The sequence below is a fragment of the Arthrobacter sp. MP_M4 genome, from assembly GCF_035984855.1.
Taxonomy (GTDB): domain Bacteria; phylum Actinomycetota; class Actinomycetes; order Actinomycetales; family Micrococcaceae; genus Arthrobacter.
On the sequence record NZ_JAXCHX010000001.1, the window covers coordinates 401,197 to 415,680 of the forward strand.

The 14,484-nt window shown below is 61.7% G+C and carries 23 protein-coding genes; 21 read left to right on the top strand and 2 right to left on the bottom strand.

Translation table 11 applies throughout. From position 1 onward, the window contains the following. The 21 genes from rplD (at position 1) to map (ending at position 12,030) form a co-directional block, all read left to right on the top strand. Entirely contained in the window at positions 1-624 is a 624-nt protein-coding gene (rplD, locus tag RCH15_RS01955; protein WP_326957490.1) for a 50S ribosomal protein L4, read from the top strand. Further along, positions 621-926: a 50S ribosomal protein L23 gene (gene rplW, locus RCH15_RS01960; RefSeq protein ID WP_326957492.1), complete on the top strand. Its 306-nt coding sequence runs from the start codon at positions 621-623 to the stop codon at positions 924-926. The genes rplD and rplW overlap by 4 nt, the downstream gene beginning before the upstream one ends. 29 nt (positions 927-955) lie before the next feature. Continuing rightward, positions 956-1,795: a 50S ribosomal protein L2 gene (rplB, locus tag RCH15_RS01965; RefSeq protein WP_326957494.1), complete on the top strand. Its 840-nt coding sequence runs from the start codon at positions 956-958 to the stop codon at positions 1,793-1,795. A gap of 12 nt (positions 1,796-1,807) precedes the next feature. Next, positions 1,808-2,089: a 30S ribosomal protein S19 gene (gene rpsS, locus RCH15_RS01970; protein WP_018773666.1), complete on the top strand. Its 282-nt coding sequence runs from the start codon at positions 1,808-1,810 to the stop codon at positions 2,087-2,089. A gap of 38 nt (positions 2,090-2,127) precedes the next feature. Next, positions 2,128-2,493, top strand: a complete 366-nt coding sequence (gene rplV / locus RCH15_RS01975; RefSeq protein ID WP_003803798.1) for a 50S ribosomal protein L22 — start codon at positions 2,128-2,130, stop codon at positions 2,491-2,493. Then, complete coding sequence (gene rpsC / locus RCH15_RS01980) at positions 2,494-3,327, top strand: 30S ribosomal protein S3 (RefSeq protein ID WP_326957496.1); 834 nt, start codon at positions 2,494-2,496, stop codon at positions 3,325-3,327. Then, entirely contained in the window at positions 3,328-3,744 is a 417-nt protein-coding gene (gene rplP / locus RCH15_RS01985; protein ID WP_123257072.1) for a 50S ribosomal protein L16, read from the top strand. It abuts the gene before it with no gap. Between the two features lie 2 nt (positions 3,745-3,746). Further along, positions 3,747-4,076: a 50S ribosomal protein L29 gene (rpmC, locus tag RCH15_RS01990; protein ID WP_326957500.1), complete on the top strand. Its 330-nt coding sequence runs from the start codon at positions 3,747-3,749 to the stop codon at positions 4,074-4,076. Then, positions 4,073-4,381 carry a 30S ribosomal protein S17 gene (rpsQ, locus tag RCH15_RS01995; RefSeq protein WP_326957502.1) on the top strand — a complete coding sequence of 103 codons (309 nt, stop codon included), beginning with the start codon at positions 4,073-4,075 and terminating at the stop codon, positions 4,379-4,381. The genes rpmC and rpsQ overlap by 4 nt, the downstream gene beginning before the upstream one ends. Positions 4,382-4,866: 485 nt before the next feature. Beyond that, on the top strand, positions 4,867-5,235 hold the full coding sequence (gene rplN / locus RCH15_RS02000) for a 50S ribosomal protein L14 (protein WP_024366126.1): 369 nt from the start codon (positions 4,867-4,869) through the stop codon (positions 5,233-5,235). 3 nt (positions 5,236-5,238) lie between these two features. After that, on the top strand, positions 5,239-5,598 hold the full coding sequence (rplX, locus tag RCH15_RS02005) for a 50S ribosomal protein L24 (protein WP_326957506.1): 360 nt from the start codon (positions 5,239-5,241) through the stop codon (positions 5,596-5,598). Beyond that, entirely contained in the window at positions 5,598-6,179 is a 582-nt protein-coding gene (gene rplE / locus RCH15_RS02010) for a 50S ribosomal protein L5 (RefSeq protein WP_024366124.1), read from the top strand. Before rplX ends, rplE begins: the two co-directional genes overlap by 1 nt. 95 nt (positions 6,180-6,274) lie before the next feature. After that, positions 6,275-6,673, top strand: a complete 399-nt coding sequence (rpsH, locus tag RCH15_RS02015; RefSeq protein ID WP_024366123.1) for a 30S ribosomal protein S8 — start codon at positions 6,275-6,277, stop codon at positions 6,671-6,673. Positions 6,674-6,691: 18 nt separating this feature from the next. After that, on the top strand, positions 6,692-7,228 hold the full coding sequence (gene rplF, locus RCH15_RS02020; protein ID WP_326957508.1) for a 50S ribosomal protein L6: 537 nt from the start codon (positions 6,692-6,694) through the stop codon (positions 7,226-7,228). Positions 7,229-7,230: 2 nt separating this feature from the next. After that, positions 7,231-7,614, top strand: a complete 384-nt coding sequence (rplR, locus tag RCH15_RS02025; RefSeq protein WP_326957510.1) for a 50S ribosomal protein L18 — start codon at positions 7,231-7,233, stop codon at positions 7,612-7,614. A gap of 26 nt (positions 7,615-7,640) precedes the next feature. Then, the gene (rpsE, locus tag RCH15_RS02030; RefSeq protein WP_326957512.1) at positions 7,641-8,321 is read left to right on the top strand and encodes a 30S ribosomal protein S5; all 681 of its coding nucleotides are present in this window, start codon (positions 7,641-7,643) and stop codon (positions 8,319-8,321) included. A gap of 3 nt (positions 8,322-8,324) precedes the next feature. Further along, a complete protein-coding gene (gene rpmD / locus RCH15_RS02035) occupies positions 8,325-8,531 on the top strand; it encodes a 50S ribosomal protein L30 (RefSeq protein ID WP_326957514.1) in 207 nt (68 codons plus the stop codon). Continuing rightward, positions 8,532-9,026: a 50S ribosomal protein L15 gene (gene rplO, locus RCH15_RS02040; RefSeq protein WP_326957516.1), complete on the top strand. Its 495-nt coding sequence runs from the start codon at positions 8,532-8,534 to the stop codon at positions 9,024-9,026. A 185-nt stretch (positions 9,027-9,211) separates the two neighbouring features. After that, positions 9,212-10,522 carry a preprotein translocase subunit SecY gene (gene secY / locus RCH15_RS02045; RefSeq protein ID WP_326957518.1) on the top strand — a complete coding sequence of 437 codons (1,311 nt, stop codon included), beginning with the start codon at positions 9,212-9,214 and terminating at the stop codon, positions 10,520-10,522. Positions 10,523-10,527: 5 nt separating this feature from the next. Beyond that, complete coding sequence (locus tag RCH15_RS02050; RefSeq protein WP_326957723.1) at positions 10,528-11,097, top strand: adenylate kinase; 570 nt, start codon at positions 10,528-10,530, stop codon at positions 11,095-11,097. A gap of 105 nt (positions 11,098-11,202) precedes the next feature. Further along, positions 11,203-12,030, top strand: coding sequence for a type I methionyl aminopeptidase (map, locus tag RCH15_RS02055; RefSeq protein WP_326957520.1), 828 nt, complete (start codon positions 11,203-11,205; stop codon positions 12,028-12,030). A gap of 128 nt (positions 12,031-12,158) precedes the next feature. Here the strand turns inward: map and RCH15_RS02060 are convergent, their stop codons facing one another. Then, positions 12,159-13,505: an ABC transporter substrate-binding protein gene (locus tag RCH15_RS02060; protein WP_326957522.1), complete on the bottom strand. Its 1,347-nt coding sequence runs from the start codon at positions 13,503-13,505 to the stop codon at positions 12,159-12,161. Between the two features lie 71 nt (positions 13,506-13,576). After that, entirely contained in the window at positions 13,577-14,461 is an 885-nt protein-coding gene (locus tag RCH15_RS02065; protein WP_326957725.1) for a carbohydrate ABC transporter permease, read from the bottom strand. Between the last annotated feature and the right edge of the window lie 23 nt (positions 14,462-14,484).

Sequence of the window (14,484 nt, forward strand, 5' to 3'; positions counted from 1 at the left end):
ATGACTAGCACTGTCAAGGTTGACCTGCCCGCAGAGATCTTCGACGTACAGACCAACGTGCCGCTGTTGCACCAGGTCGTCGTTGCCCAGCTCGCTGCTGCTCGCCAGGGTACCCACAAGACCAAGACCCGCGCCGAGGTTTCCGGTGCAGGTCGCAAGCCGTTCAAGCAGAAGGGCACCGGCCGCGCCCGTCAGGGTTCGATCCGTGCTCCTCACATGACCGGTGGTGGCGTTGTCCACGGCCCCACGCCGCGTGACTACAGCCAGCGCACCCCCAAGAAGATGATTGCTGCTGCACTGCGCGGCGCCCTCTCTGACCGCGCCCGTAACGGCCGCATCCACGTCGTTGCTGAACTGGTTCCCGGCACCAAGCCGTCCTCCAGCGCCGCACAGGCAACCCTGCGAGGTGTCTCCGAGCGCAAGAACCTGCTCGTTGTCATCGAGCGCGCCAACGATGTTGCCGCACTCTCCGTGCGCAACCTCACGGATGTTCACGTTCTGTACGCAGACCAGCTGAATACCTACGACGTTCTCGTTTCCGATGACGTTGTCTTCACCAAGGCTGCTTATGAAGCATTCGTCGCTTCCAAGGCAGTGGCAAAGAACGAGGAGGATGCCAAGTGAGTGCAGCCACCCTAAAGGACCCGCGCGACGTCGTGCTTGCACCCGTCGTTTCGGAAAAGAGCTACGGCTTGATCGATGAGGGTAAGTACACCTTCCTGGTGGACCCCCGCTCGAACAAGACCGAGATCAAGCTGGCCGTGGAGAAAATCTTCAAGGTCAAGGTCGATTCGATCAACACCATCAACCGTGCAGGTAAGCGCAAGCGGACCAAATTCGGATGGGGTACCCGCAAGAACACCAAGCGTGCAATTGTGAGCCTCAAAGAAGGCACAATCGACATCTTCGGCGGTCCGCTCTCGTAGCGGAGACCACTTTAACGAGGAAATAAATTATGGGAATCCGTAAATACAAGCCGACTACCCCGGGCCGTCGCGGCTCGAGCGTAGCGGACTTCACTGAAATCACGCGGTCGACGCCGGAAAAGTCGTTGGTACGTCCCCTCCCGAAAAAGGGTGGCCGTAACAACACCGGTAAGATCACGACCCGTCACAAGGGTGGTGGCCACAAGCGCCAGTACCGTCTGATCGACTTCCGTCGCCACGACAAAGACGGCGTCAACGCCCGCGTTGCCGAAATCGAGTACGATCCGAACCGCACGGCTCGCATCGCGCTCCTCCACTACGTTGATGGCACCAAGCGTTACATCATCGCCCCGAACAAGCTGTCCCAGGGTGACACCGTAGAGGCAGGTGCCGAGGCTGATATCAAGCCCGGCAACAACCTCCCGCTGCGCAACATCCCGGTCGGTACCGTAATCCACGCAGTTGAACTGCGTCCGGGCGGCGGCGCCAAGATGGGCCGCTCCGCCGGCGCGTCGATCCAGCTCGTTGCAAAGGAAGGCCGCTTCGCCCAGCTGCGGCTGCCTTCCGGCGAAATCCGCAACGTTGACGTGCGCTGCCGCGCAACCGTCGGCGAGGTCGGCAACGCCGAGCAGTCGAACATCAACTGGGGTAAGGCCGGCCGTATGCGCTGGAAGGGCGTTCGCCCGACCGTCCGCGGTGTCGCCATGAACCCGGTTGACCACCCCCACGGTGGTGGCGAGGGTAAGACGTCCGGTGGACGTCACCCCGTCAACCCGAACGGCAAGCGCGAAGGCCGCACCCGCCGTCCCAACAAAGAGAGCGACAAGCTTATTGTTCGTCGCCGTCGTACTGGCAAGAACAAGCGATAGGAGCCTGGACACATGCCACGCAGCCTGAAAAAAGGTCCTTTCGTTGACCAGCACCTCTTTGTAAAGGTAGCCAGGGAAAACGAAAAGGGCACCAAGAACGTCATCAAGACCTGGTCCCGCCGTTCGATGATCGTCCCCGACATGCTCGGCCACACGATCGCCGTACACGACGGACGCAAGCACATTCCGGTGTTTGTCACTGAGTCGATGGTCGGGCACAAGCTCGGCGAATTCGCTCCCACGCGGACATTCCGCGGCCATGTCAAGGACGACCGTAAGGGCAAGCGCCGCTAGGCGCCTGCACTTACGTCAAAGACGAGAGAAGGAAAGCAATGGAAGCCAAGGCAATTGCGCGTCACATCCGCGTAACGCCTATGAAGGCCCGGCGCGTCGTCAACCTTGTTCGTGGTAAGCAAGCGAATGAGGCTCTGGCAATTCTGAAGTTTGCCCCACAGGCAGCTTCAGAGCCGGTATTCAAGGTAGTTCAGTCGGCAATCTCCAACGCCCGGGTCCTCGCGGACCGCGACGGCGTGGCGTTTGACGAAGGTGACCTCATCATCAGCGAAGCGTTTGTTGATGAAGGCCCGACCATGAAGCGGTTCCAGCCGCGAGCCCAGGGTCGTGCATTTCAAATCAAGAAGCGCACGAGCCACATCACCGTGGTAGTCGCTACCCCGGAGAAAGAGGAGGCTCGCTAAGTGGGACAGAAAGTTAACCCGCACGGGTTCCGACTCGGCATCACCACCGATCACGTATCGCACTGGTTTGCTGACAGCACCAAGGCCGGCCAGCGGTACAAGGACTTCGTTCGCGAAGACATCCGCATCCGCCAGCTCATGTCCACGGGCATGGAGCGTGCCGGTATCGCCAAGGTTGAAATCGAACGCACCCGCGACCGTGTCCGTGTGGATATCCACACCGCACGTCCGGGCATCGTCATCGGCCGCCGCGGCGCAGAAGCAGACCGCATCCGCGGCGAGCTCGAAAAGCTCACGGGCAAGCAGGTTCAGCTGAACATCCTCGAGGTCAAGAACCCCGAGATGGAAGCTCAGCTTGTTGCCCAGGGCGTTGCTGAGCAGCTGACTTCCCGCGTGGCTTTCCGCCGCGCGATGAAGAAGGCCATGCAGTCCGCACAGCGTGCAGGTGCCAAGGGCATCCGCATCGCTTGCTCGGGTCGACTGGGCGGCGCAGAAATGTCCCGCTCGGAGTTCTACCGCGAAGGCCGTGTGCCCCTGCACACCCTCCGCGCGAACATCGACTACGGCTTCTACGAAGCCAAGACCACCTTCGGCCGCATCGGCGTGAAGGTCTGGATCTACAAGGGTGACGTCACCGCCAAGGAACTGGCTCAGCAGGCTGCTGCTGCTCCGTCCCGCGGCCGTGGTGCCAGCGACCGCCCGGGCCGCCCGGGTGGCGCTGACCGTGGTGACCGCCGTCGTCGTAACGACCGCCCGGCCGAGGCTGCACCTGTTGCTGCTGAAGCTCCGGCAACTGAGGCAGCACCTGCTGCTGCAGAAGGAGGACAGGCTTAAATGCTTATCCCACGTCGAGTCAAGCACCGTAAGCAGCACCACCCGGGTCGTTCCGGCGCTGCTACGGGCGGCACCAAGGTCTCCTTCGGTGAGTGGGGTATCCAGGCTTTGAGCCCGGCATACGTCACCAACCGTCAGATCGAGTCTGCCCGTATCGCGATGACCCGCCACATCAAGCGTGGCGGCAAGGTCTGGATCAACATCTACCCGGACCGTCCGCTGACGAAGAAGCCGGCCGAAACCCGCATGGGTTCCGGTAAGGGTTCTCCGGAATGGTGGGTTTCAAACGTCAAGCCGGGCCGGGTTCTCTTCGAGATCTCCGGTGTCGAGGAATCTGTCGCTCGTGAGGCACTGCGCCTGGCGATCCACAAGCTCCCGTTGAAAGCACGCATTCTGCGTCGCGAAGGTGGTGAATAGAAATGTCAGTAGGATCCAAGGAACTTGCATCCGCACAGCTGGACGGTTTCGACAACGAGCGACTCGTTGAGGAACTCCGTAAGGCCAAGGAAGAGCTGTTCAACCTGCGTTTCCAGTCCGCCACCGGCCAGCTGGAGAACCACGGCCGGCTGCGCGCGGTAAAGAAGGACATCGCCCGCATCTACACCGTTCTGCGTGAGCGCGAGCTGGGCATTCGTGCCGAGGTTGCCGCACCGGTTGTGGAAGCCAAGGAAGAGAAGAAGTCCAAGAAGGCTGCAACCAAGAAGGCCGACAAAGCTGAAAAGGTTGAGACCGAGGAGGATGCCAAGTGAGTGAAAAGGACGAGAACGTGACGGAAACTGTTTCCGCTGCAGCCAAGGCTGACGAGCGCGGTTACCGTAAGACGAAGCGCGGCTATGTCGTCTCGGACAAGATGGAAAAGACCATCACTGTCCAGGTCGAGGACCGCGTAAAGCACGCCCTCTACGGCAAGGTGCTTCGCCGCAACACGAAGATCAAGGCTCACGACGAAGAGAACAGCGCCGGCATCGGCGACCTCGTTCTGCTCGCCGAGACCCGCCCGCTCTCCGCCACCAAGCGGTGGCGTCTGGTGGAGATCCTCGAGAAGGCCAAGTAACACCTGCAGCCTCGCTGCCACGAAACCCCCGTTCCCTTTGGGAACGGGGGTTTTCTTGTGCTTGCGCGGGCCGGTTCCGAAGGGCACGTCGCGCACGGCAACTTTCAGGCGGGCGGACGACGTCGGCGGCCGGGTTTGCGGGGAGCGCGGCGGCCGGCGGGCCGAAAGCTTGCCGTGCAGAACGCCGTCGTCCGTGGTAGTGCCCGATTCTGACTGGCGGCCTATACGTGGTAAGATTTTGAGTTTGTATGGCGCCCTCTGTGCGCCGTCATTAACCTCGTAAACAAGCGTGCCACGGCATAGTGCCCCCTTGCGCCCCGATCCGTCGGAATCCGCCTGGGAAGCAAATGTTTTTGGCACGGGCGTTTAGGCCTGGTCTGGCAAAATCCAGGCAGGTCAAGAGACACCCCGATCAACCGTTCCGCAAGGCTCATTCCGTAGGAAGACTTTCGGTCTGAGAACCCGCGCGACGCAAGGAGTAAATAGTGATTCAGCAGGAGTCGCGACTCAAGGTCGCCGACAACACGGGTGCTAAGGAAATCCTTACCATTCGCGTTCTCGGTGGATCTGGCCGTCGCTACGCAGGCATTGGCGACGTCATCGTCGCTACCGTCAAGGACGCAATTCCGGGCGGCAACGTAAAGAAGGGCGACGTCGTCAAGGCTGTCATCGTCCGTACCAAGAAGGAACGCCGCCGTGCGGATGGTTCCTACATCAAGTTTGACGAGAACGCAGCTGTGATCCTGAAGGCTGACGGTGACCCCCGCGGTACCCGCATCTTCGGACCGGTTGGTCGTGAACTTCGCGATAAGAAGTTCATGAAGATCGTTTCTCTGGCTCCGGAGGTGCTTTAGTCCATGGCGAAAATCAAAAAGGGCGACCTGGTTCAGGTCATCACTGGCGCCAAGGCTGAGCGCGGCGGCGACAAGGGCAAGCAGGGCAAGGTTCTGCGCGTCTTTCCCGAGACCAACCGCGTGCTGGTCGAAGGCATCAACCGCGTAACCAAGCACACCAAGGTCGGTCAGTCGCAGCGCGGCACCAAGACCGGTGGTATTGAAGTCGTCGAGGCTTCGGTCCACATCTCCAACGTGGCTCTGGTTGACCCGTCCACCAAGAAGCCCACCCGCGTCGGTTTCCGCACCGAGACCGTTGAGCGCGATGGCGTGAAGCGCGAAGTGCGTGTCCGCGTGGCCAAGAGCTCAGGGAAGGACATCTAATGACTGAGACTCTCGAGACTCCGGCAAGCAAGATCGTTCCTCGTCTGAAGACCAAGTACGCGGATTCCATCAAGAGCACGCTCGTTGAGGAATTCAAGTACGAGAACGTCAACCAGGTTCCCCGCCTGGTGAAGGTCGTTGTGAACATGGGTGTTGGAGATGCCGCCAAGGACTCCAAGCTGATCGACGGCGCTGTCCGCGATCTGACCCTGATCACCGGCCAGAAGCCGCAGGTAACCAAGGCCCGCAAGTCGATCGCACAGTTCAAGCTGCGCGAAGGCATGCCGATCGGTGCACACGCAACTCTGCGTGGGGACCGCATGTGGGAATTCCTGGACCGTCTGGTCACGCTGGCTCTGCCGCGTATCCGTGACTTCCGGGGCCTCAGCGGCAAGCAGTTCGACGGCAACGGCAACTACACCTTCGGTCTGACCGAGCAGGTTATGTTCCACGAGATCGACCAGGATTCCATCGACCGCGTCCGCGGCATGGACATCACCGTCGTGACCACTGCCAAGACCGACGACGAAGGCCGCGCGCTGCTCAAGGCGCTTGGCTTCCCGTTCAAGACCGAAGATTAATCTAGCTACGTAAAAGGTCCGCCCGCGCCGGTACCGAACTTTGTTCGGAGAACCTGCACGGCGGAAACCGTTATGAGGAAGGGCACGAGCCCACCATGACAATGACAGATCCCGTCGCAGACATGCTTACGCGTCTGCGCAATGCAAACTCGGCATACCACGAATCAGTGTCTATGCCGTACAGCAAGCTCAAGGCACGCGTTGCCGACATCCTGAAGGCTGAAGGTTACATTGCCTCCTGGAAAGAAGAAGACGCTGAGGTTGGCAAGAAGCTGACCCTCGAGCTCAAGTTCGGTCCGAACCGCGAGCGTTCAATCGCTGGCGTTCGTCGTATTTCCAAGCCGGGACTGCGCGTTTACGCAAAGTCCACCAACCTGCCGCACGTGCTCGGTGGCCTGGGTGTCGCAATCCTGTCCACCTCTTCCGGCCTCTTGACTGACAAGCAGGCCGGCAAGAAGGGCGTGGGCGGCGAAGTCCTCGCTTACGTCTGGTAACGGGAAAGGAAGAGAATAATGTCACGTATTGGACGTCTCCCCATCACCGTTCCTGCCGGCGTTGAGGTCAAGGTTGACGGCTCTGTCGTCAGCGTCAAGGGTTCCAAAGGCGAGCTGAGCCACACTGTGCCCAGCCCGATCGAGGTTTCCCTGGAAGATGGCACCCTGACTGTCGCCCGCCCGAACGATGAGCGCGCCTCACGTTCGCTGCACGGCCTGACCCGCACCCTGATCGCCAACATGATCCAGGGTGTCACCGCAGGCTACGAGAAGAAGCTTGAAATCGTCGGTACCGGTTACCGCGTTCAGGCACGGGGCACTGACCTGGAGTTCGCTCTGGGCTACAGCCACCCGGTTAACATCACGGCACCGAACGGCATCACCTTTGCAGTAGAGACCCCGACCAAGCTCTCTGTTTCAGGCATCTCCAAGCAGCAGGTCGGCGAGGTTGCTGCCAACATTCGCAAGCTGCGGAAGCCGGACCCCTACAAGGGCAAGGGCATCCGTTACGCAGGCGAAGTCATCCGCCGCAAGGTCGGAAAGGCTGGTAAGTAACCATGGCGATCGCAATTAACAAGAAGCGTACGAACAAGAGCAAGTCTGCCCAGCGCAGCCGCCGCCAGCTTCGTATCCGCAAGCGCATCTCCGGAACGGCTGTACGTCCTCGTCTGGTCGTCAACCGCTCCGCACGCCACGTATTCGTCCAGGTTGTCGATGACAGCAAGGGCCTGACCGTAGCGAGCGCCTCCACTCTGGAAGCCGACCTTCGTGCATTCGACGGTGACAAGACTGCCAAGGCCAAGCGCGTTGGCGAGCTCGTCGCCGGGCGTGCCAAGGCTGCCGGTATCGAAGCAGTTGTCTTCGACCGCGGTGGTAACAAGTACCACGGCCGGATCGCCGCCGTCGCTGACGGCGCACGTGAAGGTGGGCTGGCACTGTGACCGAAAATAACGAAAAGGACAACCAGGTGACTGAAGCTGTAGCTGCTCCGGCAACTGAGACCGCTGCGCCTGCTACCACTGACAGTGCCCGTGGTGGCGCTCGTCGTGGCGAGCGTGGCGACCGCGGCCAGGGCCGTGGCGACCGTGGCGGCCGTGGTGGCCGCGATGGTGGCCGCGAAGCCGAAAAGAGCCAGTTCGTAGAGCGCGTCGTAACCATCAACCGTGTTTCCAAGGTCGTCAAGGGTGGTCGTCGCTTCAGCTTCACCGCCCTCGTCGTCGTCGGTGACGGCAACGGTATGGTCGGCGTCGGCTACGGCAAGGCTAAGGAAGTTCCTGCCGCCATCGCGAAGGGCGTCGAAGAAGCCAAGAAGTCCTTCTTCCGCGTTCCCCGCATTGGCAGCACCATCCCGCACCGCGTACAGGGTGAGGCCGCCGCAGGCGTCGTCATGCTGCGTCCGGCTTCCGCCGGTACCGGTGTTATCGCCGGTGGTCCGGTCCGCGCAGTACTGGAGTGCGTGGGCATCCACGACATCCTCTCCAAGTCGCTCGGATCTTCCAACGCCATCAACATCGTGCACGCGACTGTTGACGCGCTGAAGCGCCTCGAAGAGCCGGCAGCAGTGGCAGCACGCCGCGGCCTCCCGCTCGACGAGATCGCTCCGCCGGCAATGGTGAAAGCGCTTTTGAACCAGAAGGCAGGTGTCTGAGTCATGGCTAAGAACGTGCTTATCTCTGACGCTCAGTTGGAGATCACTCAGATCAGGTCCGCCATTGGCGGCAAGCAGAACCAGCGCGACACCCTGCGGTCCCTCGGCCTGAAGCGGATCGGGCACACTGTTGTCCGCACCGCCGACGCCGTGACCGTTGGAATGCTCAACACGGTTCCGCACCTGGTAAAGGTAGAGGAGGCGAAGTAAATGGCAGAGAAGAACACCGCCGAAAAGGCACAGGGCGCCGCTGCTGAGAAGCAGAACGCACTGAAGGTTCACCACCTGCGTCCCGCCCCGGGTGCCAAAACCGCCAAGACCCGTGTTGGTCGTGGTGAAGGTTCCAAGGGTAAGACTGCCGGTCGCGGTACCAAGGGTACGAAGGCCCGCTACCAGATCAAGGCTGGCTTTGCCGGCGGCCAGCTGCCGCTGCACATGCGCCTGCCGAAGCTGCGCGGCTTCAAGAACCCGTTCCGGGTCGAGTACCAGGTTGTAAACCTGGACAAGCTCAATGAGCTGTTCCCGGAAGGTGGCGCAGTCACCGTGGAGAACCTGGTCGAAAAGGGTGCCGTTCGCAAGAACCAGCCCGTCAAGGTGCTGGGCACCGGCGACATCACCGTCAAGGTTGATGTCACGGTCCACGCATTCTCGGCCAGCGCCGCAGAGAAGATTGCTGCAGCAGGCGGAACCACCACCGCCCTCTAACGGGGCGGCGGGGCAGTTGCCCGTTGCGTAAACTCCCGGTACCCGGGGCTCCGGCCCCGGGTACCGGGAGTTTTTCTGTTTTCCGGGCCCGGCGATTGTTCGCAGGGCGCGTCCACCCGTTAGACTCGGTTGTTGGGTTTATTTGACCTACCTCACACAACTTTACTTATTACTCAGGAGGACGCTTGCTTAGCGCATTTGGCCGGGCCTTTCGCACGCCTGATCTGCGACGCAAGTTGTTGTTCACGCTGGGAATCATCACAATCTTCCGCTTGGGTGCGTTCATCCCCTCGCCTGGTGTGAGCTACCAGAATGTCCAGCAATGCTTGCAGAACGGTCAGACCTCGGGCGGTATTTACCAGCTCGTCAACCTGTTCAGCGGCGGTGCACTGCTCCAGGTGTCCGTCTTCGCCCTGGGCATCATGCCGTACATCACGGCGAGCATCATCGTCCAGCTGCTCCGGGTGGTCATTCCCCGGTTCCAGATGCTCTACGAGGAAGGCGCCTCGGGCCAGTCGAAGCTGACGCAGTACACGCGGTATCTCACTATCGCCCTGGGCCTGCTGAACGCCACGACGCTGGTGTCCCTGGCCCGCTCCGGCCAGTTGCTGCCGAACTGCCAGCTCCCGATCATCCCGGACACCTCCATCATCACGACCATCCTGATCATCATCACGCTGACGGCCGGAACCGGCCTCATCATGTGGATGGGTGAGCTCGTAACCGAAAAGGGCGTGGGCAACGGCATGTCGCTGCTCATTTTCACCTCGATCGTTTCCAGCTTTCCCGGCTCGCTCGGCGCCATTTGGACCTCCAAGGGCCCCGGCACGTTCTTCCTGGTGCTGGTGATCGGCCTGCTGACCGTGGCCGCGGTGGTCTTCGTGGAACAATCCCAGCGCCGCATCCCGGTGCAGTACGCCAAGCGCATGATTGGCCGGCGCACCGTGGGCGGCACCAGCACGTACATCCCCATCAAGGTGAACATGGCCGGCGTCGTACCCGTCATCTTCGCGTCCTCGATGCTGTACCTGCCGGGACTGATCTCGCAGTTCAACCAGCCCAAGCCCGGCGAGCCTGTCGCCCCGTGGGTGGAGTGGATCAACAACAACCTGGTCCGCGGCGACCACCCGATCTACATGCTGCTCTACTTCGTCATGATTGTGTTCTTCACGTACTTCTATGTTGCGATCACTTTCAACCCTGAAGAAGTATCTGAGAACATGAAGAAGTACGGCGGCTTCATTCCGGGTATCCGTGCCGGCAAGCCGACCGCAGACTACCTGCAGTACGTGCTTTCAAGGATCACGCTTCCCGGTGCCATTTACCTGGCGTTTGTGGCACTGATCCCGCTGGTCGCCCTGGTCCTGATCAATGCCAACCAGAACTTCCCGTTTGGTGGCACTTCGATCCTGATCATGGTGGGCGTAGGTTTGGAGACCGTCAAGCAGATTGATGCGCAGCTACAGCAGCGTCACTACGAAGGGCTTTTGCGATGACGAGAATGTTGATTATCGGACCTCCCGGGTCCGGCAAGGGAACGCAGGCGGAACGCATTTCAGAGCGCCTCGGCGTTATTGCGATCTCCACAGGCGACATCTTCCGCGCCAACGTCAAGGGTGAGACGCCGCTCGGCATCGAAGCCAAAAAGTACATGGACGCGGGCGACTTCGTCCCGGACAGCGTGACCAACAAGATGGTCCGTGACCGTCTGGGTGAGGATGACGTCGATAACGGCTTCCTCCTCGACGGCTACCCGCGCACCACCGCGCAGGTTGATTACCTCGACGGGATCCTCGCCGACGGGGGCCAGTTGCTCGACGTCGTCCTGCAGCTCACGGCCGACGACGAGGAACTCGTCACCCGCCTGCTGGGCCGTGCCAAGGAAACCGGGCGCACCGACGACAACGAAGCCGTCATCCGTCACCGCCTGGACCTGTACCACGGACAGACCGAGGCTGTGGTGGCCAAGTACGCCGACCGCGGCATCCTGACCCGTGTGGACGGCATTGGCGGCATGGACGAGGTCACCGACCGCGTCATGCAGGCCATCAAAGAGGCCCAGTTGGCCTGATCGGCCCGTGAGACTCGAGGCTCCTCCCGGACGACCGGGAGGAGCCTCAGCCATTTAGCCGTCCGTCTCCCCAGGCGGCACAGCCCCAGTGAAAGGAAACCGCGGATGGCATTCGGCCAGCCACGCATCGAATACAAAACCAACGCTCAAATGCGGTCCATGCACGCTGCCGGACTCGTCCTGAGCCGGGCCCTCGACGCCGCAGTCGCGGCCGCCGTCCCGGGGAAGACCACCAAGGACCTCGACGCCGTGTTCGCGGCGGTCCTCCAGGCTGCCGGCGCCACGTCCAATTTCCTGGGCTACCACGGTTTCCCTGCCACCATCTGCACCTCGGTCAACGAGGAAGTGGTGCACGGCATCCCGGGTCGACGCGTCCTGCAGGACGGAGACATCCTTTCCATCGACGGCGGCGCCATCCTGGACGGCTGGCACTCGGACTCCGCCCGCACCGTAATCGTCGGAACCGCAGACCCGGAAGACCAGCGGCTTTCCGACGTCACCGAGGCTGCCATGTGGCACGGGATTGCCGCCCTGGCCGCCGGCAAGTTCGTGGGCGACATCGGGAACGCCGTGGATGACTATGTCACCTCCGTGCCCGGCAAATCGCTGGGCATCCTGGAGGACTACGTGGGCCACGGCATCGGCTCCGCGATGCACATGGCCCCGGACGTACCCAACTATCGCACCAACCACCGGGGGCCGAAGATCCGCCCGGGTCTGTGCCTGGCCATCGAACCCATGCTGGTCCGCGGCAGCATCGATACGGCCGTTCTGGAGGACGACTGGACAGTCGTCACCACGGACGGCAAACGGTCCTGCCAGTGGGAGCACTCCGTGGCTGTCCACGAGAAGGGCATCTGGGTGCTCTCAGCGCCCGACGGGGGAGCCGCAAAGCTGGCGCCCCTCGGCGTCGTGCCCGTCCCGATCCCCTGACCCGCACCCCGCGGCGGGAACCTAAGAGGACGATACGGATCTTCGCCTGGGATACGACGAATCCCTGGCGGTGCTGGAATACCAGCCACGCCAGGGATTCGTCGTACCGGAAGGGAGTTCGAGCAGCGTCAGCTCTTGAGCTTCGGCTTTACGTCCTTGGTATAGATCCCCTCCAGCGTCGTCTTAAGTGCTGTCATAGTGGCCTTAACGTCGCCTTGCTGGGTGAGGATGGCCGCGGCCGACTTGGCCATCTCCTGGTCCGCGCCGGGCAGGAACACGCGGGCGTTGTCCTGCACCCTGGTGACCGCAAGCTGGTCCATGGCGGTCTTGATCTGCGGGGTGGCGGCCAGCACAGCCGTCATATCCGAGGACTTGCGGACCGGCATGTAGCCGGTCGCTGCAGAGAATTCCGCCGTGTTTTCGGGTTCGGTCATGAACTTCAGGAATGTCGCCGCCGCGAGCTGGACCTCCTTGCTGACGCCGCTGGGAATGCCCAGGCCTGCGCCGCCGGTGGGGCAGACCGGGCTTTCGCTCTTCGGCCCGCCCGGCAAGTAACCGACCCCCACGTTGAATTTGGCGGACTTCAGCACGCCCAGCAGTGACCCGGTCGAGGAGATTGTCGAGGACGTGATGCCAGCGGCGAAGTCGTCGGCGGCTTCCTTCGAGGACACGCCGGCCCACTTGTCCTTGAAGATGGAGTCCTGTGCCCACTGCAGGGCCGCCACCGATTCCGCCGAATCGCAGTTCATGGTCCACTCATTGGACCAGCTGCCGCCCCAGCCCCAGAGGTTGTTCTGCAGCGTCCAGCCCGCGTATCCGGCCAGCGCCGGGTAAATGTAGGCGTACTGGGCACCCGAACTGGCCATGAGCTTGGGTGCCCATTCGCCGAACTCCTGCCACGTCTTGGGGGCGCGGTCCGGCAGCCCGGCGGCTTTGAAATGATCCTTGTTGTAGTAGAACAGCGGCGTGGAGCGGCCGTAGGGGAGGGCCCACTGCTTGTCCTCGTACTGGTAGTCGGCTACAAGGGACGTCTGGAAGTCATCCAGCTTGATGTCCAGCTGCTTTACGAGGCTGTCCAAAGCGATGATGTTGCCGTTGGAGTAATACCGGAACCACCAGACATCGGAGAGGACTACCAGACCCGGCAGGCCTGATTTTGCGGCCTGTGAGGTCTGGAATTTCTGGGCGATTTCCTCATAGTTGGCCCCGGCGGTGACCAGGTTTACCTTGATCTCGGGGAATTTGGCCTGAAACTTCTCGATGATCGCCTTTTCCACGTCCTGGGACTTGCCCGGGTGGTTGGACCAGAAATCAAAGGAAGCAGCGGGCTTGACGCCGTTGAAGTCGATGTCCGCGGCCGTGGTTGCGGCGGCGCTCCCGGAAGTGGATGGGCCTCCGCAGGCAGAGAGCGCTGCTGCGCCTGCCCCGGCACCGGCCAGTCCCAGGAAATGCCTGCGGTCCAAGTTAAACGCCATGGTGGATCCTCTCGATGATGCTGACTTGTTGGTGAAGCTGACTGTGCTGGGGGTGACATTCAGGGGCGGCGTCACCCGGTGACGCTGCCCTGAGTCAGGCCTGCCACGATGTAGCGCTGCAGCGCGGCGAAGACCAACAGGATGGGCACGATCACCAGGACCGCACCAGCCATCAGGATGCCCCAGCCGGAGCCGTTGCCCTCGGAGTTCTGCAGCAGCGTCAGGCCTACCGGAAGAGTCATCGTTTCGGGGCGGTCGGTAATAATGAGCGGCCAGATGTAGTCGTTCCATTCACTCACGACGACGACCAAGGCCACTGTGGCGATCGACGGACCGGACACCGGAGCGACGATCTTCCAGAGACGGCGCCAGTGTCCGGCGCCGTCGATCTCCGCCGATTCCAGGATGGAGGCCGGCAGCGTCAGGAAGTGCTGGCGTAGCAGGAACGTGCCGAAGGCGGTGCCAAGGCCCGGGAGAATGATCCCCCAGAGGGTGTTCTTGCCCCCCATCCCGGCAATCAGGATGTAGTTGGGCAGGATGGATACCTGCGGCGGAACCATCAGGGCCACGAGGATCAGCACGAAAATGACGTTCTTGTACGGGAAGCGGACGAACACCAGGGCGTACGCGGTCATGATGGCCAGGAAAACCTTGACTGTGGCGCCCACGCTGGTGACGATCAGGCTGTTCATGAAGAACTGGGCGAACGGCACCGTGGTCATGGCGACGTTGTAGTTCTCCAGGTTCACGCTCTCCGGCAGGAGCTTCAAGTCCATGGTGATAATTTCCCCCGGCTGTTTGAACGAGCTGAGGACCATCCACAGCAGGGGTAAGAAGACCACCAAGGTGGTGAGGAGCAAGGGAAGATAGCCGCCCACAATCGTCTGGGCCAAGTTGGCCCGGGAAAACGGGCCATGGCGTTGCCGTGGAATGTCGGCACCGGCATCAGGTGCGATGGCGGGTCCGGCGTTGGCGGCGG

Coding starts and splice junctions, on each gene's coding strand:
- rplP (WP_123257072.1), top strand. CDS start 3,328: ATGCTTATCCCACGTCGAGTCAAGCACCGTAAGCAGCACCACCCGGGT.
- RCH15_RS02060 (WP_326957522.1), bottom strand. CDS start 13,505: ATGGCGTTTAACTTGGACCGCAGGCATTTCCTGGGACTGGCCGGTGCC.
- rplD (WP_326957490.1), top strand. CDS start 1: ATGACTAGCACTGTCAAGGTTGACCTGCCCGCAGAGATCTTCGACGTA.
- rplO (WP_326957516.1), top strand. CDS start 8,532: ATGGCAGAGAAGAACACCGCCGAAAAGGCACAGGGCGCCGCTGCTGAG.
- rplF (WP_326957508.1), top strand. CDS start 6,692: ATGTCACGTATTGGACGTCTCCCCATCACCGTTCCTGCCGGCGTTGAG.
- rpsH (WP_024366123.1), top strand. CDS start 6,275: ATGACAATGACAGATCCCGTCGCAGACATGCTTACGCGTCTGCGCAAT.
- rplX (WP_326957506.1), top strand. CDS start 5,239: ATGGCGAAAATCAAAAAGGGCGACCTGGTTCAGGTCATCACTGGCGCC.
- RCH15_RS02050 (WP_326957723.1), top strand. CDS start 10,528: ATGTTGATTATCGGACCTCCCGGGTCCGGCAAGGGAACGCAGGCGGAA.
- rpmD (WP_326957514.1), top strand. CDS start 8,325: ATGGCTAAGAACGTGCTTATCTCTGACGCTCAGTTGGAGATCACTCAG.
- rplV (WP_003803798.1), top strand. CDS start 2,128: ATGGAAGCCAAGGCAATTGCGCGTCACATCCGCGTAACGCCTATGAAG.
- rpsS (WP_018773666.1), top strand. CDS start 1,808: ATGCCACGCAGCCTGAAAAAAGGTCCTTTCGTTGACCAGCACCTCTTT.
- rpmC (WP_326957500.1), top strand. CDS start 3,747: ATGTCAGTAGGATCCAAGGAACTTGCATCCGCACAGCTGGACGGTTTC.
- rplR (WP_326957510.1), top strand. CDS start 7,231: ATGGCGATCGCAATTAACAAGAAGCGTACGAACAAGAGCAAGTCTGCC.
- rplB (WP_326957494.1), top strand. CDS start 956: ATGGGAATCCGTAAATACAAGCCGACTACCCCGGGCCGTCGCGGCTCG.
- rplE (WP_024366124.1), top strand. CDS start 5,598: ATGACTGAGACTCTCGAGACTCCGGCAAGCAAGATCGTTCCTCGTCTG.
- map (WP_326957520.1), top strand. CDS start 11,203: ATGGCATTCGGCCAGCCACGCATCGAATACAAAACCAACGCTCAAATG.